At 58.0% G+C, this 23,351-nt stretch carries 22 protein-coding genes; 5 read left to right on the forward strand and 17 right to left on the reverse strand.

From position 1 onward, the window contains the following. Nucleotides 1–34 precede the first annotated feature (34 nt). Nucleotides 35–283, forward strand: coding sequence for a hypothetical protein (locus CLR77_RS11300; protein ID WP_097460753.1), 249 nt, complete (start codon nt 35–37; stop codon nt 281–283). 227 nt (nt 284–510) lie between these two features. On the opposite strand, the gene CLR77_RS11305 is transcribed toward CLR77_RS11300, so the two are convergent. The 5 genes from CLR77_RS11305 to cysM form a co-directional block, all read right to left on the reverse strand. Beyond that, a complete protein-coding gene (locus tag CLR77_RS11305) occupies nt 511–855 on the reverse strand; it encodes a pilin assembly protein (protein WP_097460754.1) in 345 nt (114 codons plus the stop codon). Between the two features lie 271 nt (nt 856–1,126). Next, the gene (gene mazG / locus CLR77_RS11310; RefSeq protein ID WP_198962742.1) at nt 1,127–1,999 is read right to left on the reverse strand and encodes a nucleoside triphosphate pyrophosphohydrolase; all 873 of its coding nucleotides are present in this window, start codon (nt 1,997–1,999) and stop codon (nt 1,127–1,129) included. 58 nt (nt 2,000–2,057) lie between these two features. Continuing rightward, complete coding sequence (gene relA / locus CLR77_RS11315) at nt 2,058–4,298, reverse strand: GTP diphosphokinase (RefSeq protein WP_097460755.1); 2,241 nt, start codon at nt 4,296–4,298, stop codon at nt 2,058–2,060. Between the two features lie 86 nt (nt 4,299–4,384). Beyond that, nucleotides 4,385–5,716, reverse strand: a complete 1,332-nt coding sequence (gene rlmD / locus CLR77_RS11320; protein ID WP_097460756.1) for a 23S rRNA (uracil(1939)-C(5))-methyltransferase RlmD — start codon at nt 5,714–5,716, stop codon at nt 4,385–4,387. 32 nt (nt 5,717–5,748) lie between these two features. Continuing rightward, nucleotides 5,749–6,636: a cysteine synthase CysM gene (gene cysM, locus CLR77_RS11325; protein ID WP_097460757.1), complete on the reverse strand. Its 888-nt coding sequence runs from the start codon at nt 6,634–6,636 to the stop codon at nt 5,749–5,751. 431 nt (nt 6,637–7,067) lie between these two features. Here cysM and CLR77_RS11330 point away from each other — a divergent pair, with 431 nt between their 5' ends. Then, nucleotides 7,068–9,926 (forward strand): response regulator, encoded by a 2,859-nt coding sequence (locus CLR77_RS11330; RefSeq protein WP_097460758.1) that lies wholly within the window; start codon nt 7,068–7,070, stop codon nt 9,924–9,926. A gap of 7 nt (nt 9,927–9,933) precedes the next feature. Here CLR77_RS11330 and pdxJ read toward each other — a convergent pair whose 3' ends face one another. The 12 genes from pdxJ to rpoE form a co-directional block, all read right to left on the reverse strand. Beyond that, nucleotides 9,934–10,677 (reverse strand): pyridoxine 5'-phosphate synthase, encoded by a 744-nt coding sequence (gene pdxJ, locus CLR77_RS11335; RefSeq protein WP_097460759.1) that lies wholly within the window; start codon nt 10,675–10,677, stop codon nt 9,934–9,936. After that, nucleotides 10,649–11,404, reverse strand: a complete 756-nt coding sequence (gene recO, locus CLR77_RS11340) for a DNA repair protein RecO (RefSeq protein ID WP_227519885.1) — start codon at nt 11,402–11,404, stop codon at nt 10,649–10,651. The genes pdxJ and recO overlap by 29 nt, the downstream gene beginning before the upstream one ends. After that, the gene (gene era / locus CLR77_RS11345) at nt 11,404–12,327 is read right to left on the reverse strand and encodes a GTPase Era (RefSeq protein ID WP_097460760.1); all 924 of its coding nucleotides are present in this window, start codon (nt 12,325–12,327) and stop codon (nt 11,404–11,406) included. Before era ends, recO begins: the two co-directional genes overlap by 1 nt. Next, nucleotides 12,324–13,019, reverse strand: a complete 696-nt coding sequence (gene rnc / locus CLR77_RS11350; RefSeq protein ID WP_097460761.1) for a ribonuclease III — start codon at nt 13,017–13,019, stop codon at nt 12,324–12,326. Before rnc ends, era begins: the two co-directional genes overlap by 4 nt. Further along, nucleotides 13,016–13,384, reverse strand: a complete 369-nt coding sequence (locus CLR77_RS11355) for a DUF4845 domain-containing protein (protein WP_158227183.1) — start codon at nt 13,382–13,384, stop codon at nt 13,016–13,018. Before CLR77_RS11355 ends, rnc begins: the two co-directional genes overlap by 4 nt. Before the next feature lie 56 nt (nt 13,385–13,440). After that, complete coding sequence (gene lepB, locus CLR77_RS11360; protein ID WP_097460763.1) at nt 13,441–14,226, reverse strand: signal peptidase I; 786 nt, start codon at nt 14,224–14,226, stop codon at nt 13,441–13,443. Nucleotides 14,227–14,234: 8 nt separating this feature from the next. After that, on the reverse strand, nt 14,235–16,034 hold the full coding sequence (gene lepA / locus CLR77_RS11365) for a translation elongation factor 4 (protein ID WP_097460764.1): 1,800 nt from the start codon (nt 16,032–16,034) through the stop codon (nt 14,235–14,237). A 230-nt stretch (nt 16,035–16,264) separates the two neighbouring features. Continuing rightward, nucleotides 16,265–17,686, reverse strand: a complete 1,422-nt coding sequence (locus CLR77_RS11370) for a DegQ family serine endoprotease (RefSeq protein WP_198962743.1) — start codon at nt 17,684–17,686, stop codon at nt 16,265–16,267. A gap of 223 nt (nt 17,687–17,909) precedes the next feature. Next, on the reverse strand, nt 17,910–18,347 hold the full coding sequence (locus CLR77_RS11375) for a SoxR reducing system RseC family protein (RefSeq protein WP_097460765.1): 438 nt from the start codon (nt 18,345–18,347) through the stop codon (nt 17,910–17,912). 30 nt (nt 18,348–18,377) lie between these two features. Then, nucleotides 18,378–19,391: a MucB/RseB C-terminal domain-containing protein gene (locus tag CLR77_RS11380; protein WP_227519886.1), complete on the reverse strand. Its 1,014-nt coding sequence runs from the start codon at nt 19,389–19,391 to the stop codon at nt 18,378–18,380. A 14-nt stretch (nt 19,392–19,405) separates the two neighbouring features. After that, nucleotides 19,406–19,999 (reverse strand): sigma-E factor negative regulatory protein, encoded by a 594-nt coding sequence (locus CLR77_RS11385; RefSeq protein WP_097460767.1) that lies wholly within the window; start codon nt 19,997–19,999, stop codon nt 19,406–19,408. Nucleotides 20,000–20,044: 45 nt separating this feature from the next. Next, complete coding sequence (rpoE, locus tag CLR77_RS11390; RefSeq protein WP_406564951.1) at nt 20,045–20,821, reverse strand: RNA polymerase sigma factor RpoE; 777 nt, start codon at nt 20,819–20,821, stop codon at nt 20,045–20,047. Nucleotides 20,822–20,961: 140 nt separating this feature from the next. Here rpoE and nadB point away from each other — a divergent pair, with 140 nt between their 5' ends. The 3 genes from nadB to CLR77_RS20135 all read left to right on the forward strand — a co-directional run bounded on the left by nadB (nt 20,962) and on the right by CLR77_RS20135 (nt 23,347). Continuing rightward, on the forward strand, nt 20,962–22,572 hold the full coding sequence (gene nadB, locus CLR77_RS11395) for an L-aspartate oxidase (RefSeq protein ID WP_198962757.1): 1,611 nt from the start codon (nt 20,962–20,964) through the stop codon (nt 22,570–22,572). A gap of 72 nt (nt 22,573–22,644) precedes the next feature. Further along, nucleotides 22,645–22,899, forward strand: a complete 255-nt coding sequence (locus CLR77_RS11400) for an FAD assembly factor SdhE (RefSeq protein WP_097460769.1) — start codon at nt 22,645–22,647, stop codon at nt 22,897–22,899. After that, complete coding sequence (locus tag CLR77_RS20135) at nt 22,883–23,347, forward strand: protein YgfX (RefSeq protein WP_158227184.1); 465 nt, start codon at nt 22,883–22,885, stop codon at nt 23,345–23,347. The genes CLR77_RS11400 and CLR77_RS20135 overlap by 17 nt, the downstream gene beginning before the upstream one ends. Nucleotides 23,348–23,351 lie beyond the last annotated feature (4 nt).

The following is a 23,351-nucleotide window of genomic DNA, read 5'->3' on the forward strand; positions in this document are numbered from 1 at the left end:
GCGCGGCTGTTTTCGATGATGGCGAGGAGATCTCATGAAGGTTACTGATCTGGTCAACAACTGGGAAACCGACACTAAATCGGATGACCGGAACAACGATTACTACCTGCGCATGCCGTTGGAAGATGCGGCTCGCGTTGCGGCGCTGTCTGAGCTTTTCCCGGGACGCAGCGAGAACGATATCCTCAATGACATGATTGCCGCGGCGCTTGACGATATTACCCAGACCCGTCCCCTCAAGGGCAAAGCTGCAGGCAGCAAGAAAATATCGCGCAATAACTGATTTGCCAGATACAAGACCGCGTTTCATTGCTGCGGCAAAGACATAAAAAAACCGGTGAGCCCTTTTGCTAAAGGCTCACCGGTTTCTTTTTGGCCCCGCCGAAACGGACGCCTTTATTCATTCATGATAACCGCCAGATAAAACAGTCGGCGTCACTCGCGCTGCCCGCCTCATGGGCAAGCCGCTATCCATCTATCCAACAACGCTGGAGCGGGAAAACCCCCGTCCTAGGCGGCAGAGCCCATCAGACGCTCTTTCAGCGACTGCATGTGCTTCTGGCTTAATGCGACGAAACGCGGCGTAATGCCCGCATCCTCATAGATTTCATCGCCTTCTTCATCCAGCGCAACGACACGAGCACCCTGCACATACGGAAAGCTCGTCTCCAGTTCATCCAATGCAGCTGACACAAGATCGCGAATCAGATCTTCGGGCGACTTCATTGGATAGAGCTCGGCAAGGGCATCCAAGCGCTGACGATTGTCGTCCGACAAAGACACCTTGTAGGCGTCACGCGTCAGTCGACCTCGCGCATGCTTGTCCCAATATCTCACCAGCTCTTTGATTTTCATGGGATGCTCCTAAAAACATCATAACGTCAACAACCCGTTCGCTCGGGATAATGCAACGTTTGCAGCAGTCATCCGGGGATCTTCCCGGTACTGAAAAACGGTGCAAGAACGAACGGCATTCTATGGCAACTGCCTTATTGATAAATTCTAGCCGATGCCGTCAAAATCCAAGGCAAATTTCGGTTACGGATTGTACCTATTCACCCGACACTCTCCGCTTTCCGCCATATCACCCGCCCCAAAATGGCGCCGGAATCATCCTGCCGGCACGCTATCGATTCGTACCAGCCTCTGAGACCCGCTCCTCCTGCTTGGCGCGATCCCAAAGCTCATCCAGCTTTTCGAGCGGAAGCGACTCCATACTTCGCCCTTGTTCACGCAATTGTCGTTCCATACTTCGAAAGCGGCGTTCGAATTTGCGGTTGGTTCGACGCAAGGCCTGGTCAGCTTCTACACCCAGAAAACGCGCCAGGTTAACGCAGACGAAAAGAATATCGCCCAACTCATCCTCCAGCGCATCCCGGTCGCCCTCCGACTCGGCCACCGCCTTCCAAGCCTGCTTCAGCTCTTCGACTTCTTCCTGAAGCTTATCGAATACAGGTTCGATATCCGGCCAGTCAAAACCGTGATGGGAAGCGCGCCGCTGCAATTTTTCAGCTCGCGCCATCGCCGGCAAACCCGCGGTTATCCCGTCGAGGTAACTGGTCGGCTGGTCCGTCGCAGCTAGCCCTTCAGCGCGACGCTCCTCGGCCTTGATACGCTCCCAGTTGGCCTTGATGGCCACATCATCCGGCCGATTGCCAGGGTCCACCCGGCTCTCGAGCGTGCCTTCCGGAAACACATGAGGGTGACGGCGTATCAGTTTGCTGACAATGCCATGTACAACGTCCTCAAACGCAAACCGATCCTCTTCCCGCGCCAACTGGCTGTAGAAGATGACCTGAAACAGCAGATCACCCAGTTCGCCACGCAAGTTGTCATAATCGCCCCGTTCAATAGCATCGGCGACTTCATAGGCCTCTTCCAACGTGTGCGGCACAATACTTCGGTAATCCTGTTTGAGATCCCAGGGACAACCATCGGACGGATCCCTTAAACGTGCCATCAGGTACTTCAGGTCATCCAGCGTGTAACGTTCCGCCACCTTGTCTCCTCATCCCATTTCCACACCGGCCTGCTTTCCGAAACGGCCGGCTCAACCATCAATGACTTCGCTTGCGGCGCACTTCCGCGATATTGGGAAGCTGGCGAATCTGGGCCAGCAGCCGCGCCAGTTGCTCGAGACTGTTGATCTCCACCGTCAGGGTCATGGTCGCGGTATTGTCGTCCGGGTGAGAAAGCGTGTTGAGGGCAACGACGTTGATCCGCTGATTGCCGACAATCGTCGTGATATCCCGTAACAGACCCGAACGGTCATAGGCCTCGATTTCGATTTCCACCGGATACACCGCTTCCGGGCGGCCGCCCCAGGACACTTCGATGATGCGATGCGGCTCGGCCTGCTGCAGTTGCAGGAAATTGATGCAGTCCATCCGGTGCACCGTTACGCCACGACCCACCGTGATATAGCCTCCGATGGCATCACCCGGCAACGGTTTACAGCAGCGGGCAACGGCCGTCTTCAGCTTGCCGACACCGCGGACCTGGATATCCGAGTCTGTGGCATAACCCTGCAATCGCGGCCCGGTCAGCTGCAAGGCCAGCTGTTTGTCCCGCGGTTCACTCATCTGCTGGGCCGAGTTCGCCACCTGGGTCGGCTTAAGGTCACCCGCCCCAATGGCGGCGAACATGTCCTCGGCACTCTTGTAATTGACCTTGTGCGCCAAGTCTTCCAGGTTGACGTCACTGATCGACAGACGCCGGAATTCGTCTTCCAGGATCGCGCGGCCATCCGCCACGTTGCGATCCCGGTCCTGCATCTTGAACCAGTGCGTCACCTTTGCCCTGGCGCGCGATGTCTGGATATAGCCAAGACTTGGATTGAGCCAGTCGCGGCTCGGTGCCGGATTATTGGATCGCAACACGAAGACCTGATCGCCGGTCTTCAGCGGATAGGTCAGGGGTACGATGCGACCGTTAACCTTGGCCCCCCGGCAGGCATGACCGACTTCAGTGTGTACCCGATAGGCAAAATCCACCGGTGTGGCGCCCTGCGGCAGATCCACCACATGCCCTTCGGGCGTAAACACGTAGACCCGGTCGGACGCCACGTCCGATTTGAGGTGGTCGACCAGGTCCGACATATCGCCCAGTTCTTCCTGCCATTCGAGCACCTGACGCAGCCAGTTGATCTTGGCTTCGTAGCCGATGGACGTGCTCTTGGTGTCCGTTCCCTTATAGCGCCAGTGAGCGCAGACACCCAACTCCGCCTCTTCGTGCATACGCTGGGTACGAATCTGCACCTCCATGATCTTGCCTTCCGGCCCGATCACGGCTGTATGCAGGGACTGGTATCCATTCTCTTTGGGATTGGCGATGTAATCATCGAATTCATGGGGAATGTGACGCCAGAGCGAATGCACAATACCCAGTGCGGCATAACAGTCGCGGACCTCCGGAACCAGCAGGCGCACCGCGCGGATGTCGTAGACCTGGGAAAAATCGATGCCCTTGCGACGCATCTTGCGCCAGATGCTGTAAATATGTTTCGCCCGCCCCGCCAGATCCGCCTTGATGCCGGCCCGTTCCAGCTCATGGCGAAGCCGGTCCAGCACCCGCTGGATGTAGGCATCGCGATCCAGGCGTTTTTCGTCGAGAAGCTTGGCGATTTTCTTGTAGGCGGTTTCATGGAGATAGCGGAAGGACAGGTCCTCCAGCTCCCACTTGATATGGCCGATTCCCAGACGATGAGCCAATGGCGCATAGATGTCGAATACCTCGCGCGCCACTCGCATGCGCTTTTCCGGCGATGCGTCCTTAACCGCCCGAATGGCGCAGGTACGCTCCGCCAGCTTGATCAACGCCACACGGACATCGTCGATCATCGTCACCAGCATGCGACGCACATTGTCGAGCTGCCCCTGGGTCTGCCCCAGAACACTGCCTTTCAGCGGGTGATGAACGGCCGATATTGCCGCCATCTGCTGGACGCCATCGATGAGTTTGGCGATTTCCTCACCGAAGTCCCGCGCAATGACGGCCAGCTCGACACGCTCTTCACGTACCGATCTGTACAGGACTGCCGCCACGAGGCTGGCCTGATCCATATGCAGATCGGCCAGGATCTGCGCCATCTCCAGCCCGGTAAGAAAGCTGCTGCCCCCCTCGGTCCAGAGGCGATCCTCTCGCACCGCCTGCTGGTCGATGGCCTGGCTGAGCTCGCAGGCCCGATAAAGCTGGGCGGGATCGTCCAACGGCACACTGGACTGGATATGTGTGATCCAGCGGTCGATGTCGGCCTTCCCATCCGGATTCAACACATAGTCTTCACGAACCTTGACCATCGGGGATCAAACTCCCTGCTGAAATACCCGCCGAAGACGGGTATGGAGGCATCAGCCCTTTTACAAACTCAGGCTTTTGCGAACTCTCAGTCTTTCACAAACAAGGCCATGGACTCGACATGGGCCGTATGCGGAAACATGTCCATAACGCCGGCCTTGACCAGGCGGTAACCTGCGGCGACCAAGACACCGGCATCCCTCGCCAGCGTCGCCGGGTTACAGGATACGTAAACGATCCTTCGCGCCCCAAATGCCGATAAATAGTGTACGACCTCCAAGGCGCCTGAGCGCGGAGGATCGATCAAAATCTTGTCAAAACCGTCGCTGGCCCAGGATTCCTTGGTGAAATCGCCCTGCAGGTTGGCCGCATGAAAAGTGACGTTATTCAAGCCGTTGGCCGCGACATTCTCCCGCCCTCGCACCACCATGGCCTCATCACCTTCAACACCGGTTACCTTTGCAGAACGCGTTGCAAGAGGCAAAGTGAAATTACCCAGGCCACAGAACAGGTCCAGGACCCGCTCGTTGGGCTGCGGATCGAGCCAATCCAGCGCCTGGGCCACCATCTGGCGATTGATATCGGCGTTCACCTGAGTGAAGTCCATCGGGTGGAAGTACATGGACACCCCGAAGTCCTCCAACCGGTAGGACAACCGGTCTTCACCGCCGTCGGGATAGAGGCGATGCACCGTATCCGGGCCACCCGGCTGCAGATAGATCTGCAAGTCATGTGCCTGACCAAAAGCCACCAGCGCTTCGGTATCGACGTCCTGCAACGGCTCCAAATGGCGAAACACCAGAGCCACCGCCTCATCGCCACACGCGACCTCGATCTGCGCGATGGCGCGATAGATCGTCAGCCCCCGGATCAACTGCCTCAGGGCCGGAAGGTGAGTCCCCACCCGCGGGTCCAGCACCGGACATTGCTCGATGTCGGTAATAAAGCTGTTGCGCTTCTCACGGAAGCCCACCAGCACCTCGTCCCGTTTCGGGACATAGCGCACGCCCAAACGGGCCTTGCGCCGGTATCCCAGTTCCGGGCCCTGCATCGGCGGCACCCACTGTTCCGGCTGAATGCCTCCGAAATGAGCAAATTGCTCGCGGAGCGTCCCTTCCTTGAACCGTATCTGTGCAGCGGGCGCCATATGCTGAAGACTACAGCCACCGCAGATCCCGGCATGGGCACAAGGCGCCGGGACCCGCTCCGGCACAGCCTCAATCACCTCCACAGTCCTCAGTTCGTCAAAGCGACGGCGAGAACCGGTGAAACGCGCCAACACCCTCTCGCCAGGGAGCGCCCCGTCGATAAACTGTATTTTGCCTTCCTGGTGGGCCAGCCCACGGCCATCGTGGCTCAGGCGTTCGATTTGACAGCTCACCGGCTCAGCCGGCAACGACTTCTTGCGACGTCTACTCATCAGATACTTTCGGTTCTTTTACGTTATCGGATTCAGGAAAACACGCCCGTGGACAGGTAACGGTCACCGCGGTCGCAGATAATGGCAACAATCACAGCATTTTCAACCTGTTGGGATAAACGCAGCGCACCGGCAACAGCTCCGCCGGAGGAAACACCGCAGAAAATGCCTTCGCGCTCGGCCAGCGCTCGCATGGTCTCTTCGGCTTCGGTCTGGCCGATGTCATACACATGATCGACTCGGCTCGCATCGAAGATGCTCGGCAGGTAAGCCTCGGGCCAGCGACGGATACCCGGGATCGAGGCCTGGTCCGCAGGCTGCAGGCCGACGATCTGGATATCCGGATTGCGCTCTTTGAGATAGCGGGAGACACCCATGATCGTACCGGTCGTTCCCATCGAGCTGACGAAATGGGTAATACGGCCGCGAGTCTGTTCCCAGATCTCCGGCCCGGTGGAGCGATAGTGTGCCAACGGATTATCGGGGTTGGAGAATTGATCGAGAACCTTCCCCTCCCCTTTTGCCTGCATCTCCAGCGCCAGATCCCGGGCCTGCTCCATACCGGACTCGCGGGAGACCGTAATGATCTCAGCGCCATAGGCCTTCATGGCGGCGCGGCGCTCCTCGCTCATATGCTCCGGCATGATCAGCACCATGCGGTATCCCTTAATGGCTGCCGCCATGGCCAGTGCGATCCCGGTATTACCGCTGGTGGCCTCAATCAGGGTATCCCCTGGAGCAATCTCCCCGCGGCGCTCCGCTTCACGAATCATGCTCAGGGCAGGCCGATCCTTCACCGATCCAGCCGGGTTGTTACCTTCCAGCTTGGCCAGCAAGGTATTACTCGTATTACCAGGCAGGCGCTGCAGGCGCACCAGCGGGGTGCTTCCCACAAAATCCTCGATGGTAGGGAAATCCATGACGACTCTGACTCCTCATCACGTCAGTACAACGGCGCGGCCACTGCCGCCGGACTACTCAGGCGGGTAATAAGACCGCTCCAGGGCCGGTCAGGGCGGTACACTCTGCTACGCTCTGGCGCGTTATCATACGCCTTCCACTGCCTCAGTCCCAACCTGTCGATATAACTGTGTCCCAACTCCAGCTTCTTCGCTGGCAGCGAAGCCAGAAGTCATTGATAATGATTCTCTGATCAGCGGGCCAATGCCCGCGAATGGCAACATCACCAAATTGCGGGCCCGACCGCCAGCGCCGCTGAATAGACCCATCGGATCGAAGACAGCATGGGACCGACTCTCATCACCGCGCAATGGGACCTTTCGTCACTCCCGCCTATGGATGAATGCCTCATGGCCTTACCGAAGCCTTGCGAACGGGAGATTCGCCACTGATGCGACGTTGGGGAATTCGCCAGAAAGTCTTGGTTGTTGGCCTGGTGCCGACCATCGCAACCACAGTCCTGCTGGGGCTGTTCTTTACCCATAGCTGGGTCGGCAATATCTCCAAGCTCCTCGATGAGCGCGGTGCTTCCCTCAGTCGCCAGTTGGCCTCAGCCGTCGAGTACGGCATGTTCACCGGTAACCGCAACCTGTTATTCGGCCTGGCCAGTTCCATGCTGGACGAACGTGATGTCCGATCGATCACCCTGCTCGATGCCTCTGGACAGGAACTGCTGCACACCGGTCCGCGCCTGGGCATTTCCATCCCGGCCTCGCTGCGCAAGCTCAGGAGCACGACAGAAACGGATGGCGAGGATTCGTCCATCTATATATCTCCCGTTCGCCTGCAGGACCTGATGCTCGACAGCGTTATGGATCTGGACAGTCGCCAGCAATCCCCTTCGGCCAGCAAGGCACCGCTGGGCTGGACGGTCGTCGAGCTGTCCCATGCCGCCACCGATACGGAGCGTTACCGTGCCCTGCTCGTCAGCCTGTTGCTGGTTGGGGGCGGCATCCTCTTCAATTTGTTGATCGCCATGCGCATGAGCCGCTCGGTGACCGACCCGATCTTCAAGCTGACCCATGCCGTGCAGCGCCTCAAGGAAGGCCATCTGGACACTCGCGTCTATACGCAGGCCGGCCCGGAACTGGTGCAGCTCGAGTCCGGCCTCAATGCCATGGCCGAAGAACTGAGCAAGGCCCATGCGGAGATGCAGCAGAACGTCGACCAGGCGACTGAGGACCTGCGCGAAACCCTGGAAACCATCGAAATCCAGAACATCGAACTGGACCTGGCGCGAAAGGAAGCGCTGGAAGCCAGTCGTATCAAGTCGGAGTTCCTGGCCAATATGAGCCACGAGATCCGCACACCACTCAATGGCATCATCGGCTTCACGGACCTGCTACTGAAGAGCCCCCTCAGCCAGCAACAACGTGACCACCTGCATACGATCCGCAAGTCCTCGGAAATTCTGTTGACCATCATCAACGACCTCCTCGACTTCTCCAAGATCGAAGCCGGCAAGCTGGTGCTGGACCGCATCCCGTTCCGCCTGAGGGATATCGTCGAAGACGTTATGGTCATGCTGGCGCCGGCCGCCCATACCAAGAACCTGGACCTCGTTCCACTGGTCTACAGCGACGTACCCGACCACATCGTCGGCGACCCCCTGCGGGTCAAACAAATCATTACCAATCTGGTCAATAACGCGATCAAGTTCACCCAGACCGGCGAAGTGGTCATGCGCGCCATGCTTGATGACGAAGGCGACGATGAGCACCTCACCATACGTATCAGCGTCACCGACACGGGGGTGGGCCTCTCGCGCGCCCAGCAGCAGTCCCTGTTCAACGCCTTTACCCAAGGCGATGCGTCAACTGCCCGCCAGTTCGGGGGAACCGGACTGGGCCTTGTAATATCAAAGCGCCTGGTCGAGGAAATGGGCGGCGAGATTGGACTGGAAAGCGAGCTTGGTAAAGGCTCGACCTTCTGGTTCACCCTGAAAACCGACCTCGCGCCGGGCGGTGGGCTACCGGAGTGCCGTGACGGCATCGGCAGCGAGCGTGTCATATATCTGGAACATCAAAAAACCACCGGTCTCTCCGTCGAACACCAGTTGAGTCAGTGGGGACTTGAAGTAACCCGTGTTGCCACACCGTCCGAAATGCTGGACAAGGTCGCCGCTGCGCAAAGTCAGCACAACGGCTATGCCGCCGCCCTGGTCGGCCTGACACGCCATCTACTCAATTCCAATCAGTACCGGGACCTGCTCCACCAGTTGGAGGTCGAGCTCGACTGCCGCGTCATCCTGCTGACACCGACCCTGGATCACCACGACGTCGGTTTGGTCGACATGGCTTCGTTCCATCTGGTGAAACCCATTTACCGGGATCGCCTCTACGACGCACTGTTCCAGTTGGTCCACGGAACCACGCCACAAACCGACACAGGCCCAGCCACGACCGGAGAATCGCAGCACCACCAAACAGTAGGCGTACCCAAGGTGCTCGCGGTGGATGACAACGATGCCAACCTGAAGTTGGTGCTGACCTTGCTGGAAGATCTCAATATCCGCAGTGAAGGTGCCGCCAGCGGCTTCGAGGCCCTCAGCAAGATTCGCCAACAGCGCTTTGACCTGGTCTTCATGGATGTGCAGATGCCCGGCATGGACGGCATCGAAACCACACGCCGCATAAGGGGGCTGGACGGACCCGGGCGCCATACGCCCATCGTCGCGCTAACGGCGCATGCCCTGAGCGAAGAGCGAGACCGATTGCTACGTCGCGGCTTTGACGATTACCTGACCAAGCCGCTTTCCAGCGACAAGCTGACGGAGATCGTCCAACGTTACACCGGTTTTCGCAAGAAAACCGGCCATATACGGGATACGGGAATCGAAACGCCCCTGCCGGTTCGCCCCTCGTCGCGGGCTCGCCAGGCGCCTTGTGTCGATATCGAGGAGAGCATTCGCCTCGCGGCCGGCAAAGCCGACCTCGCGGAAGAGTTGTTCAGCATGTTACTGGAACAGTTATTGGCGGAACGCAACCTGATAGCGGACCTGCTCGAACAGGAAGACTGGCCGACCTTGCTGGAACATGTCCACAAGCTGCATGGCGCAACCCGTTACTGCGGTGTACCCGAACTGAGGCAGATCAGTGAGGAGACAGAAAGCGCCCTCAAACGCAGTGACGAAAATGTCGCTGCATTGACGAAACAACTCCTCGAAGCCATCGATCACGTCGAGCATTGGTGCGATAAGACCCACTGGCAGTCACTGTTCCGCAACGCCGACAGCGCCTTGCCGTCCTGACAATCGCTCAAGCGCCGAAGAGGACGGCATCATCCAGGATCTTGCGCATGTCCATAACCGCCTGTTTCATGCCTGTGAATAGCGCGCGTGCCACGATACTGTGCCCGATATTGAGTTCATTGATGCCCTCTATGGCAGCAATCCGGGCCGTATTCTGGTAATTCAAACCATGGCCGGCGTTCACGATCAGCCCTTGATCCAGTGCGAAACGGACGCCCTCCCGAACCCGTAAAAATGCCGTTTCCTCCTGCTCGGGATCGGCAGCATCCGCATAGTGACCGGTATGGATCTCAATCACCGGCGCTCCGCAGCGCACCGCCGCCTCTATTTGTTCGCGCTCGGCATCGATGAACAGCGACACCTGGGTGCCGACAGCCGCCAGACGTTCACAGGCCTGCCGCACTTTCTCTTCCTGCGAAACCACATCCAGGCCACCCTCGGTGGTCAGCTCCTCGCGCTTCTCCGGCACCAGGCAACAACATTCGGGGCGCACACGCTCTGCAAATTCAAGCATTCCCTCGGTGACCGCCATTTCCAGATTCATGCGGGTATTCAGCAATTCCCTTAGCAACAGGACATCGCGCTCCTGGATATGACGGCGGTCCTCACGGGGATGGATGGTAATACCGTCGGCGCCAGCCTCTTCCGCCACCAGGGCCGCCTGAACCGGATCGGGATAACGGGTTCCCCGCGCCTGACGCAGTGTTGCCACGTGATCCACGTTAACCCCTAGCAGAATCCTCTTTTTCATGGTTATCGCCTCGCGAATGCGTAAACAGCTCCCGGCTGTGTAACGGCCGGCCCTGCAATAAATGATCGATCAGAACACGCATAACCCTTTTCGCCACACTCCGGGCACCTGGCGCATCATAGTCGTCATTGGCCAGCGCCAACAGCACATCGCCAGAGATATGCTGCAGTCGTGTACCGTCACCGGGACGCGCAGTAACCCCCTGCTCAGGGTCAAAACCATAAACCCTACCGGACTGGACCGGCTCACCACAATCGCTGGCAAGCTCCCAGGAAAAGCCCTGACCCAAGGCATCCATCAACGTCCGTTCGAAACGGCGTAACGGAATTTCGACGTTATCCGCCATCGCAAGCGAAGACAGGGTCTGGGCGTATGTGGCAAACAGTTCCGGGCAGGAATCCTGGGGAGGCAACAGGCGCTGGAGAAGTTCGTTCAGGTACAGGCCGCAATACAGGCGACGAGTACCGGAAAGCGCAGTGGAGGGACGCGATTCGGCATCCGTCAGGGTCTTCAGGTCCGACCGCCCCTGCCAACCGACCAGCAACGCCTGGAAGGGTTGCAGTTGGGCCTTCCAGGGATTTTTCGGTCTATTGGCGCCGCGCGCCACCAGGCTGACGCGGCCATGATGTAAGGTGAAAACATCCAGCAGCAGGCTGGTTTCACGGAAGTCACGCCGGTGCAGGACAAAAGCCGGCTCCTGATCGACCTGCCCCGCCATCGCCGTCATCAGCTATCGTGGAAGCCCAGGCTCCGTAGGGCACGCTCGTCATCGGACCAGCCTTTACGGACCTTGACCCAAAGTCGCAGCATCACTTTACGGTCGAACAAGCGCTCCATATCGACCCGAGCCTCCTGCCCAATCTGACGCAGGCGTTCTCCACCCTCGCCGATCACGATTTTTTTCTGCCCCTGCCGCTCAACCAGGATCAACGCATTAATGTGCAGGCTCTTGCCACTATCCTGGAAGGATTCGATTTCGACCGCCACGGAATAGGGCAACTCTGCCCCCAACTGCCGCATGACCTTCTCCCGAACCAGTTCGGCCGCAAGGAAACGTTGCGAACGATCCGTGATCTGGTCTTCATCGTAAAAGTGAACACCTTCAGGTAGATAGCCGCTGATCACCTGCGTCAGACGATCCAGGTTATTTCCCTTGAGGGCGGACAACGGCACGATATCCGAAAAGTTATACAGCGACGACAGGTGCTGGATATGGGGCAACAGCTTGTCCCGGTCAGCGATCTGATCGACCTTATTGATAGCCAGAACGACTGGACATGTGACCCGCTTGAGTTTTTCCAGCACACGCTCGTCGTCTGTGGTCCACTGCAACTTATCCACCACGAAGACCACTACGTCGACATGCGAGAGCGCCGCCGTCGCAGCCCGGTTCATATGCCGGTTGATCGCGCGGGAATCGTCATCGTGCATCCCCGGCGTATCCACATAGATCGCCTGGACAGGTCCTTCGGTCCAGATACCGATAATCTGGTGCTGCGTCGTTTGTGGCTTACGGGAGGTAATACTGATTTTCTGGCCGAGAATATGGTTGAGCAATGTGGACTTGCCCACGTTGGGGCGTCCAACGATGGCCACGTATCCACACTGGGACTTCGTCCCGGCTGAAGTGTTTTCCGGCTGATCCGTCATCGCGATGACTCCACACCCAAAGCCCTTAATGCGGCTTGCGCCGCCTGCTGTTCAGCCACGCGCCGACTGCCACCCCGTCCAGACGTCGATGCTTCCAGGCTGGGTACAACACATTCTACGAGGAAAGTCTGGGCGTGGGCTTCCCCTTCCACCGAGACCACCTCATAACGAGGCAACTGTAACTGACGCGCCTGCAGAAATTCCTGCAGCCGGGTTTTCGGATCCTTCTGGGTGTCTTCGATACTGAGTGCATCCAGACGGGCGCTGAACCAAGCCAGCACCTGGCCTCGGCATGTCGCAAAATCACTGTCCAGATAGATAGCTCCGATAATCGACTCCAGGGCATCTGCCAGGATGGAATCGCGACGATAACCGCCACTCTTCAACTCACCGGACCCTAATCGCAGATAGTCGCCGAGCCCAAACTCCCGGGCCAGTTCCGCCAGCGTCACCCCTTTGACCAACCTCGCCCGCAGACGACTGAGCTGCCCCTCGCGAGCCGCACCGAAATGCTGGTAGAGATATTCGGCGATGACCATGTTCAGAATGGAGTCGCCCAGAAACTCCAGACGTTCGTTATTGCGTCCGCCAAAGCTGCGATGGGTCAAGGCCAGCAAAAGCAGTTCGTCATTACGGAAAGTGTATCCCAGGCGACGTTGAAGTCGCTCCGTGGATGGTTCGGTTCCTGTCACTGCGTACTCATTTCATAGTGGTTCGTAAAGGTCTGGACCGCGTCGATATTGCCAACGATATGGGTACGGACTTCGTAGTGGAGATCGATATCGATCTGGTTGTCCACCTGCGTGATCTTGATCGCCTTGTCTGCATCGAAATGATCAATAGCGTTCACATCGAGATGGCGGCTAATGAGCTTTCTGACGCCATCTGGCGTGCGGTCGCTGGGACCGGCTTCCTGGGTCACGCTGACAATCGACTTTTCGATGGTGTAGTGATCCATATAACCCGGCCCCAACTTGATCGCCAGGGTCGCCACCGAGACCAACACAATCATGATGATCAACATACCCAGAACCGATGCGCCGCGCTGATGCTTCATAAGATCTCCACACATGTCCTGACGACAAGATAAGCGCCTTTCAACAGACACCCTGTTTAATTCAGCAGTCGATCCCGGCTGAAGCTCGGCAGCTCCCATCCCTTCATATGCATCCAGATGGCAAACGCCTTGCCCACAATCAAGTGCTCGGGGACGAAGCCCCAGAAACGGCTATCGTCACTGTTGTCGCGATTATCGCCCATCATGAAATATTCATGGGGCGGCACCACCCACTCACCATCTGCCCGCGGATCACTGGCTCCGGGGATGTGGTACATCTTGTGGTTTACCTTGCCCAGATGCTCTTCGAACAACCGGTAGGGTGGCAGGTCCGCAATGTACTCCTTGGGCACCGCCTTACCATTAATATAGAGGGTTTCATTGTGATAACGAATATGATCGCCCGGCACGCCGATCACACGCTTGATGAAATTCGTCTTGCCGTCGACCGGATACTTGAACACCATGATATCGCCGCGCTTGGGTTCTCCCACGCTGAGGATCTTGGTGCGCAATACCGGCAGACGCACCCCGTAGGCGAATTTGTTGACCAGGATAAAATCCCCCACCTGCAAGGTCGGCAGCATCGAGCCCGACGGAATCTGGAAGGGCTCCACCAGGAATGAGCGCAGGATCAGGACTATCAGCAGGATCGGGAAGAACGATCGGCACAACTCAATGAGATAGGGCTCGTCAGTTTCCTCTTCATCCGTCGCTGGGGACTCCCCCCCGGCAGCGACCTTCGCCAGCCGCCCCCGCCGCAGAAACAGGATGTCGACCAACCATACCAGTCCGGTACCCAGCGTCAGCAGGGTCAAAATCAGGGGGAAATCTATATTCATCTCGGGTCCTAGTTATCGACACGGAGGACGGCAAGAAACGCTTCCTGCGGCACTTCTACACGGCCGAGTTGCTTCATGCGTTTCTTCCCTTCTTTCTGCTTCTGCAGCAGCTTTTTCTTACGACTGACGTCACCACCGTAACACTTGGCCGTGACGTTCTTGCGTAACGCTTTGACGGTCTGACGCGCAATGACCTGGTTCCCAATCGCCGCCTGAATCGCAACGTCGAACATCTGCCGGGGAATCAGCTCCTTCATCTTCTCGGTCAATACCCGGCCACGGTTATGGGAATGCTCGCGATGCACGATCAGCGCCAGAGCATCCACCTTGTCACCGTTGATCAGAACATCCAGGCGCACAAGATTGGCCGGTTGGAAGCGGATGAAATGGTAATCCAGCGACGCAAATCCGCGGCTGACCGATTTCAGCCGGTCGAAGAAATCGAGGACAACCTCGCTCATCGGCAATTCATAGGTCAATTGCACCTGCGCGCCCAGGAACAGCATGTTCTTCTGGATGCCCCGACGTTCCTCACACAGCGCAATAACGTTCCCCAAATGATCCTGAGGTACGAGAATATTGGCTTCGACGATGGGCTCGCGCATCTCCTCGATGGTGCCGAGATCGGGCAACCGCGAGGGATTATCCACATAGATGGTTTCTTTTTGGGTGGTCAGAATCTCGTAGACCACGGTCGGCGCAGTGGTAATCAGGTCGAGATCGTATTCCCGCTCCAGGCGCTCCTGGATGATCTCCATGTGCAGCATGCCCAGGAAACCGCAGCGGAAACCAAAACCCAGGGCATCCGAGTTCTCCGGCTCGAAGAACAGCGAAGCGTCGTTAAGCGTAAGCTTTTCCAGCGCATCGCGGAAGTCGTCATAGTCATCCGCATTGACCGGGAACAAACCGGCATAAACCTGGGGCTTAACCTTTTTAAAGCCCGGCAGGGAGGCCACATCGGGAGTCTTCTGGTGAGTGATGGTATCACCCACCGGAGCACCATGAATGTCCTTGATACCCGCGACGATGAAACCTACCTCACCGGCCCTGAGCACCCCGGTATCGGTCTGTTTCGGCGTAAAGATCCCGACCTTGTCCACTGGATGAGCCTTGCCCGTGGACTTCATCTGAATCTTATCGCCTTTTCTCACCGTCCCCTGGAAAACCCGCACCAAGGATACGATACCCAGGTAATTGTCGAACCAGGAGTCGATGATCAACGCTTGCAGCGGCGCCTCCACATCCCCCTTGGGCGGAGGAATCAGGCGAATGATCTCTTCCAGAACATCATCCACCCCCATGCCGCTCTTGGCACTGCAACGAACGGCATCACCCGCCTCAATACCGATGATCTCCTCAATTTCCTTGGCAACCCGCTCGGGATCGGCCTGAGGAAGGTCCATCTTGTTCAGTACCGGAACCACTTCCAAACCTTGTTCGATGGCGGTATAGCAATTGGCCACCGACTGCGCTTCAACCCCCTGCCCCGCATCGACCACCAGCAGAGCGCCCTCGCAGGCCGCCAGCGAACGGGAAACCTCGTAGGAGAAATCCACGTGCCCAGGGGTATCGATGAAATTCAATTCGTATTCCCGGCCATCCTGCGCGCGGTAATTGAGGGTGACGCTCTGGGCTTTGATCGTAATGCCCCGCTCACGCTCCAGGTCCATCGAATCCAGCACCTGTTCAGCCATTTCCCGGGCAGTGAGTCCCCCACATACCTGGATGAAACGGTCTGCCAGCGTGGACTTGCCGTGATCGATATGGGCAATAATGGAGAAGTTACGAATATGGCTCAGGTCACTCACAGACAATCTATACCCGCTTTCCAGGAAACTGCTTGATGACCCCATCGCATGCACGGTGCTTGGGCGAACGACGGAGGGCTTTGGTATAACCGCGCGATTTTACCGAAGGCCACCGGTCATTACCATGTTCCTGACAGACAACGCGGGAATTAAGCGCTGCCGATGCGATAAAACCCCGCAAAAGAAAACCCGCGCATCGCGCGGGCTTTCTCTGGCGGTATGATGCCGATCTATTTCTTCTTGGGAATTTTCACCACGATGAAGGAGGGATTGCCGTTGCGGACAATCAGCACCGGAATCGCTTTACCCAAAGGCAACTCTTTCACCACCTTGTTAAAGACTTTTACCGAATCAATCGAATGATTGTTGATGCTGCGGATCACGTCATTGGACTGGATACCCGCATCCATCGCCGGCCCCTGCCCTACCTGGCCGACCAGTACACCGCCTTCGATATTCCACTGTTTCTTAAGCTTGTCCGGCAACGCCTGCACACTGATGCCCAGCTTGTTGTCAGTGATTTGTGGAGCGACGCCGCCCTGACCCGATCCAGCAACCTGTTCTGCCGGCAGCTTGCCGATCGTCACATCGATCGTTTTGCGCTCACCATTTCGCAATATAAGCAGCTTGGCCGTACCGCCCACACGGGTGCTACCGACCAGCGGCGGCAGATCCGATGAGAGATTGATCTTATGTCCGTCATACTCGAGGATGATGTCGCCCGCCTGCAGACCAGCCTTGGCCGCCGGAGAGCCGTCCATCACCTGAGCTACCAGGGCGCCGTGCGGCGTCTTCAGACCGAAAGACTCAGCCAGGTCACGACTGACTTCCTGAATCAGCACACCCAGCCAGCCGCGCGAAACATGCCCGGTATCCTTGATCTGATGGAAGGCATTCATCGCGACATTGATGGGAATCGCGAACGACAGCCCCATGAAACCACCGGAGCGGGTATAGATCTGGGAATTGATACCCACGACCTGGCCATCCATATTGAACAGCGGGCCACCCGAGTTACCTGGGTTGATCGCGACGTCGGTCTGAATGAAGGGTACGTAATTCTCATCAGGCAGGGCCCGGCCGATAGCACTGACAATACCCTCGGTCACACTGTAATCGAAGCCGAACGGCGAACCGATCGCAAACACCCACTGTCCCACCTGCAGATCGTCCGAGTTGCCCAGCTTGACCACTGGCAGGTCATCCGCCTTGACCTTAAGCACGGCGATATCCGCGCGCTTGTCGACGCCAACGACCTTGGCATCGAGTTCACGTCGATCACTCAGGCGAACCGTAATCTTATCGGCGCCCTTGATAACGTGGTTGTTGGTCAGGATATAACCGTCAGAAGAGACGATAAAACCCGATCCCATGGAGCGACGCTCGCCTTGTGCGTGAGGGCTGATCTGGGGAGCGTTGGGACCGAAGAAATGGCGGAAGAATTCCGGCAGTTGCTGAATCTGGTTCTGATCCAGCGTTGCCTGGCTGTTGCTGCCCAACTCGGCTGTCGCACTGACATTCACCACCGCCGCCTTGTTCTCTTTCACCAGTTTCGTGAAATCGGGCAATTCACCGGCGCGAGCCACCACTGCGGTCAACATCAAGACCCACAACAGCGAGAACGGCAGGATGAAACGCTTTTTCATCACCATGCTTGTCTCCAACGTCAAAAATGGGGGAATGAGAGAATCAGTAACATTCCTGATTTCCTGACTTATCATTCTGTGTTCGGCAAGCCGAATTTCAAATTAAGGATTGGTAAGTCGTCAAAAACGATGGGTTTCATCACACAACGACCGCCAACACAACGGGAAGATGGGCGGGGAGCGAGATGCCAGCGCCCGCAAGACCAGAAAATCAGCCTACATTGGCGCGCTAGGGCTCATTACAAATGCGTAGTAAAAGAGGACGCAAGTCGCCAGAACTTGCCCCCCTTCGCTGAAACCAGCTTACGAGGACAAAACCACTGCCCAGCCCCAACAACCCGGCGAATGCCACGGCCGAATCGGCGAAGCCGGCCAAATTGGCCATTACGGCGAAAAACAACATCCCCAGCAGCGGCCAGAGATATACCTGCACAGCTACCCGCAACAGCGCGGACTCCGTCATCCCGATCGTAACAGGATCGCCCTCGCATGCATTCAAATGGTTGATCACCGAAATCTGAACGATTTTGCCAGAGCCCATCCCAGCCAAAGCGCCCTGGCCACAACCTGCGCGGACGTCACACCCCTGGCATCCCGACTGCCGCTTAATGGCCACCCAAGCCCGGTCGCCTTCTATGGCTACGACCCGCCCTGACTCTTCCAGCATAGGTTCGGCAGTCCTCTCAACGCCGGGATCTCAATGCCCCAGTTCTATCCCGTTCGCCACACGCCGCGCCGTCAAAGGCGGCACTTCGCCAACGACCGTAATGAGGAAGGTGGTGTTATTCCGTCGGATCTTTCGCAAATACGCCGTCGTCGCGCCAATACGCGACACACCAGAGGGCATGTCGACCCCCTTCAGGGGCTCCACGAATACGGAAAAAGACGCCAAGCCGTCCGAGTAGGCAACCGCCTCATTCCTTGCCGAAACCGGCGCCGCAGCCGCAACGAAACCGGCCGGCTTCCAACCCATCGACCATTCCGTGCGATGGGGCGACGCATCCGGCTGGCGAATATCCTCCCGCTGTATCGTGCGATTTCCCGGCTTGGCTTCCAGCTCACTATCCGGAATATTGTCCGTAAACGTCAGATCGGTGAACTGGAAACGCTCCAGGGTGTGGCCACGGACCCCGACCACTTCACTACGCACCAGCAATCCGGTGTTCTTCTCAAGCCATAACCGATAGCTGTAACGATCCTTATCCTTCGCCTTTAACTCGATGCCGACCGCCGGATATCCGGCAATGCGATCTTCACGCAACAGCGTTGGCGTATACCAGCGGGTGACCGGTGTCAGTTGGTTGGCAAAGGCTTCCGCAAAAGGGCCTGCCGGAATAACGTTATCCAGCTGCACCTGTCCCTTATTGGGATAGATACAAACCACCCGATTATCGTCCCGGATGATTTCGCCATTGGCACCATCGAGCTGCACCAGCCGCTCCCGGACATGTCCGTCACGGTAACGATGATAGATCCGCATGCTATTGACGTCGTTACCGCGGGTATAGACGAAGACGCCTTTATAGCTCGTCCGGTTCAGCGCCGGCGCCAGTTGCTGGAGCCACTGCTCCGCAGTTTTGGAAGGCTGCTCAGCCGCTGCCAGCGACGACCAGAATAAGAGCAGGCATAACAGCCATTCGCCGGACCGGCTTCGACAACAGAGCGGCACAGCGCGTTCAGCGCACCCCATAATTCCAGAACGTTCAGACAAATTGGGCTCCGCTCTCACTGATCGTCATAGGAAATACTGGCAACACGCGCGAAGCCAACAGCGCCGCGACCACCGCCAATACTGCTATGCTGCGCATGGCGCAAAAGATAGGCCGACAACTGCTCACGCTGCGCCGGGTCCAGTTGCGCCATCGAAATATTGGTCATCCCCGACGCGGCATTATCCCCACTGTCGTCTACCCGCATGATCGAATGCGAGCCGCCGTCAGCCGACGCCACCAAATCGGCCGCACCCGGCAGCGCATGACGCCACTGTGAGCCCGCCCCAAACCCGAGCCCCAACGCCATGGCCACCATCGCCGTCAAGGCCCAGGGGCGAGCCTGACGTGGCAACACTTTTGTGACCGCAGGCAGACGCAGGCGACGCTGCGGCTGAGCCCCATCGATCTGCGCCCTGACGGCGGCCGACACATCGACCTTCGCAAATGGGCGTTCTTCATCACGTAACAGAGCGCGAACCTGATGCCAATGCTGCCAGGAACGTTGCATTTCCTCGACATCCCCCTGCTGGAGAACACGCCGAACAGACAACTCGTCGGCCTCGTCGTCCACCATTGCCGAAAGGATCTCTTTCAGTCGCTCATCCATTGTCCGCCACCTCGCAGAACAGAAAGCGCCAACCACACATAACCACTAATCCCCATTTTCCAGGAGCGGCGCAATACGGCGATCCACCGCCTCCCGCGCCCGAAAAATCCGCGACCGGACCGTACCGATAGGACAGTCCAGCACCTTCGCAATATCGTCGTAACTGAGCCCGTCAAACTCTCGAAGCAACAATGCCGTTCGCAATTCTTCCGGCAACTCGGCAATGGCCTGCTGCAGTACCTGATAGAGCTCCTGACGCTGAAGCTGACGCTCCGGCGAGGCAATCTCACGCAGTTGAACGGCCCCTTCGATACGCTCCGCATCGTCTGGGTCAACGGTGCCCTGCGGGCGACGACCACGCGACTCCAGGTAGTTCTTTGCCGTATTGACCGCAATCCGGTACAGCCACGTATAAAACGCACTCTCACCGCGAAAACCTTCCAGAGCCCTGAAGGCTTTCACAAAGGTCTCTTGAACCAGGTCCAACACCTCATGGTAATCGGACACGTAGCGACCGATAATAGCGGCGACCCGAGATTGGTATTTGAGAACGAGCATATCGAAGGCCGAACGATCCCCTTGCTGAACGCGTTGGATCAGTTGGCGATCGGCCTCACCCTGTTCGAGTGCAGCCTGAGAGGGTTGCGTCGATGACGTCATACCTTGAGCGCCGGGCACTCCTGTCGGCTGGTTGGCGGCGTCGCTGGAAACCGCCGGAGCGCCGGCGTCACCTTGAATCAATCTCAGGGGCGGGTTTTCTCCGGCAGACTCTTTTCCGGAAACGCCTCCCGTCCTGTGCGACATACCAAAATTGTTTGCCATTCGCTGTCCCCACAGTAAAAGCAGGCACTATCCAGACCGGTGCCCGCACAGAAGCGTCATCGCTCATGTGGGTCGAATAGACAGCGAAAAAAAAGTTTAGTTCAATACAGGCGTTTATTATGCCCCGCGACCAGGATGCCATGCCACAACCCTTCCAGCATGATGTACTTATCATCGGCAGCGGTGCCGCCGGATTAACGGCAGCCCTGACGCTACCGGCGCACCTGCGTGTCGCCGTGTTGAGCAAAGGCAGCCTCTCCAGCGGCTCGACACTCTATGCCCAGGGCGGCATTGCGGCAGTTCTGGAGCAGACCGACAGCATCTCCGATCATATCAGCGATACCCTGAAAGCCGGTGGCGGCCTCTGCCATGAGGATGCCGTCCGCTTCACCGTCGAGCACAGCCGCGAAGCTATTGAGTGGCTGATCGAACAGGGTGTCGAATTCACTCGCAGCGAAGACGATGGGGAACACTATCACCTGACCCAGGAAGGCGGGCACAGCCGGCGGCGAATCATTCACGCGGCAGACGCTACGGGTCAGGCGGTGTCCAATGCGCTCTGCGACCGGGTCAAGGAACGCCCCAATGTCGAGATTTTCGAGCACCGGGTCGCGGTCGACCTGATCACGCACCGCAAGCTGTCGTTGCCGGGCAACCGCTGCGTCGGTGCCTATGTCCTAAACCGTCAGACCAACCATGTCGAAACCTTTGGCGCCCGCTTCGTCATTCTGGCCACCGGCGGCGCCAGCAAGGCATACCTGTATACGACCAATCCGGACGGTGCCTCCGGCGATGGTATCGCCATGGCCTGGCGTGCCGGCTGCCGCGTAGCCAACATGGAATTCAATCAGTTCCATCCGACCTGCCTCTACCATCCCCAGGCTAAATCCTTCCTGATCACGGAAGCTGTCCGGGGCGAAGGCGGCTTGCTGAAACTGCCGGACGGCACCCGTTTCATGGACCGCTTCGACAAGCGCGGCGAGCTGGCACCCCGGGATGTCGTGGCCCGCGCTATCGACCATGAAATCAAGCGGCTGGGCGTCGATCACGTCTATCTCGACATCAGTCACAAACCGGCGGAGTTTATTCGCGGTCATTTTCCGACAATTTATGAAAAATGCCTGGAGCTGGGCATCGACATTACCCGACAGCCCATACCCGTGGTGCCCGCCGCCCACTACACCTGCGGTGGCGTCATCATCGACCGGCGCGCGCACAGCGACATCAACCAACTGTATGTCGTCGGCGAGGCATCCTTCACCGGCCTGCACGGCGCCAACCGGATGGCGAGCAACTCACTGCTCGAATGCTTCGTGTACGGGCGTGCGGCCGCCAATGATATCGCCAAGCGGGCACCCGATATTCCCGAAGCACCGCTGGCCCCGGACTGGGACGAATCCCAGGTGCGCGACTCTGACGAGGATGTCGTCATCTCCCACAACTGGGATGAATTACGCCGCTTCATGTGGGACTATGTCGGCATTGTACGGACCACCAAGCGCTTGCAGCGCGCCAAGCACCGGGTCGACTTACTGCATCAGGAAATCGCAGAGTTCTACAGCAATTACCGTGTCAGCAATGATTTGCTGGAGCTGCGCAACCTGGTCACGGTCGCCGACCTGATGATCTGCTCGGCCCTGCAGCGACGAGAGAGTCGAGGCCTGCACTACACCCTGGATTTTCCGGGGCTTCTGAACGAAGCCCGAGACACCATTCTGACGCCGACGTCCTGGATGCGTCGTACAACCTGATTCCCTATAACCAGCGGGCATCCCGGAGGCGCTCGGACGAGTGCTCTCGGCGTGGCCAAGAGGTAGTAATCAATGACGGATGAAATAGAAACCAAGCGACTTTACTGGCATAGCCGGCGCGGCATGCTTGAACTGGATGTCCTGCTGATCCCCTTTCTGGAAGAAGCCTATCCCAGCCTGGCCGATGACGATAAAGAACGTTACAGACAACTACTGGAATGCGAAGACACCGATATGTTCGAATGGTTCATGCAGCGCAGCCGCCCGCAGGACCCAGACCTGGCGCGCATTGTCGACCTGATTTTGAGCCGTGTACAACCGGATTGATGTCCCTGTACGGCCCAGTCACCGACTAGCCCTGCTGGCCGTTTTACCTTGGCTGACGCTCGGCACCACCCTGCTGCTGTCCGGACGGCCGCCCTGGGTGATTGCTCTTGCTGGGATTCTGCCGGTGGCAGGGCTTTGGCGGGACAGTCGCCGCCTGGGATTGTTACGCGGTACCCGCGCCATCAGCGCGTTGCGCACTAGCGGAGGCGAGATCGAGTTCCTCGACAGGACAGGCTGGCAGGTTGCCCGGGTCAAAGGCACATCACGCCTGTTCGCCCACTGGGTCCTGCTCACGTTGAAATCCCATGCGACGGGACAGCGCCGCACCATCGTACTCAGCAGCCATCCACTGTGCACCAATACAAACCCGGAAGCCCTGCGTCGCCTGCAAGTCTGGTTGCGATTCCGCCCCAAACACCGACATGGCGAGCGGGCACCCACTCACTGAGACA

The sequence above is a fragment of the Mangrovitalea sediminis genome (genome assembly GCF_002514725.1).
In the GTDB taxonomy this organism is placed as follows: Bacteria; Pseudomonadota; Gammaproteobacteria; order Pseudomonadales; family Oleiphilaceae; genus Mangrovitalea; species Mangrovitalea sediminis.

Bases quoted from the DNA above. Each gene is read 5' to 3' on its own strand.
- CLR77_RS11305 (WP_097460754.1), bottom strand. From the start codon at position 855: ATGAAAATCAAAGAGCTGGTGAGATATTGGGACAAGCATGCGCGAGGT.
- CLR77_RS11400 (WP_097460769.1), top strand. From the start codon at position 22,645: ATGACGGATGAAATAGAAACCAAGCGACTTTACTGGCATAGCCGGCGC.
- rpoE (WP_406564951.1), bottom strand. From the start codon at position 20,821: ATGGCAAACAATTTTGGTATGTCGCACAGGACGGGAGGCGTTTCCGGA.
- relA (WP_097460755.1), bottom strand. From the start codon at position 4,298: ATGGTCAAGGTTCGTGAAGACTATGTGTTGAATCCGGATGGGAAGGCC.
- pdxJ (WP_097460759.1), bottom strand. From the start codon at position 10,677: ATGAAAAAGAGGATTCTGCTAGGGGTTAACGTGGATCACGTGGCAACA.
- rlmD (WP_097460756.1), bottom strand. From the start codon at position 5,716: ATGAGTAGACGTCGCAAGAAGTCGTTGCCGGCTGAGCCGGTGAGCTGT.
- CLR77_RS11355 (WP_158227183.1), bottom strand. From the start codon at position 13,384: ATGAAGCATCAGCGCGGCGCATCGGTTCTGGGTATGTTGATCATCATG.
- CLR77_RS11370 (WP_198962743.1), bottom strand. From the start codon at position 17,686: ATGGTGATGAAAAAGCGTTTCATCCTGCCGTTCTCGCTGTTGTGGGTC.
- CLR77_RS11375 (WP_097460765.1), bottom strand. From the start codon at position 18,347: ATGCTGGAAGAGTCAGGGCGGGTCGTAGCCATAGAAGGCGACCGGGCT.
- era (WP_097460760.1), bottom strand. From the start codon at position 12,327: ATGACGGATCAGCCGGAAAACACTTCAGCCGGGACGAAGTCCCAGTGT.
- CLR77_RS11385 (WP_097460767.1), bottom strand. From the start codon at position 19,999: ATGGATGAGCGACTGAAAGAGATCCTTTCGGCAATGGTGGACGACGAG.
- lepB (WP_097460763.1), bottom strand. From the start codon at position 14,226: ATGAATATAGATTTCCCCCTGATTTTGACCCTGCTGACGCTGGGTACC.
- cysM (WP_097460757.1), bottom strand. From the start codon at position 6,636: ATGGATTTCCCTACCATCGAGGATTTTGTGGGAAGCACCCCGCTGGTG.
- nadB (WP_198962757.1), top strand. From the start codon at position 20,962: ATGCCACAACCCTTCCAGCATGATGTACTTATCATCGGCAGCGGTGCC.
- recO (WP_227519885.1), bottom strand. From the start codon at position 11,404: ATGACGGCGATGGCGGGGCAGGTCGATCAGGAGCCGGCTTTTGTCCTG.
- CLR77_RS11330 (WP_097460758.1), top strand. From the start codon at position 7,068: ATGCGACGTTGGGGAATTCGCCAGAAAGTCTTGGTTGTTGGCCTGGTG.
- CLR77_RS11300 (WP_097460753.1), top strand. From the start codon at position 35: ATGAAGGTTACTGATCTGGTCAACAACTGGGAAACCGACACTAAATCG.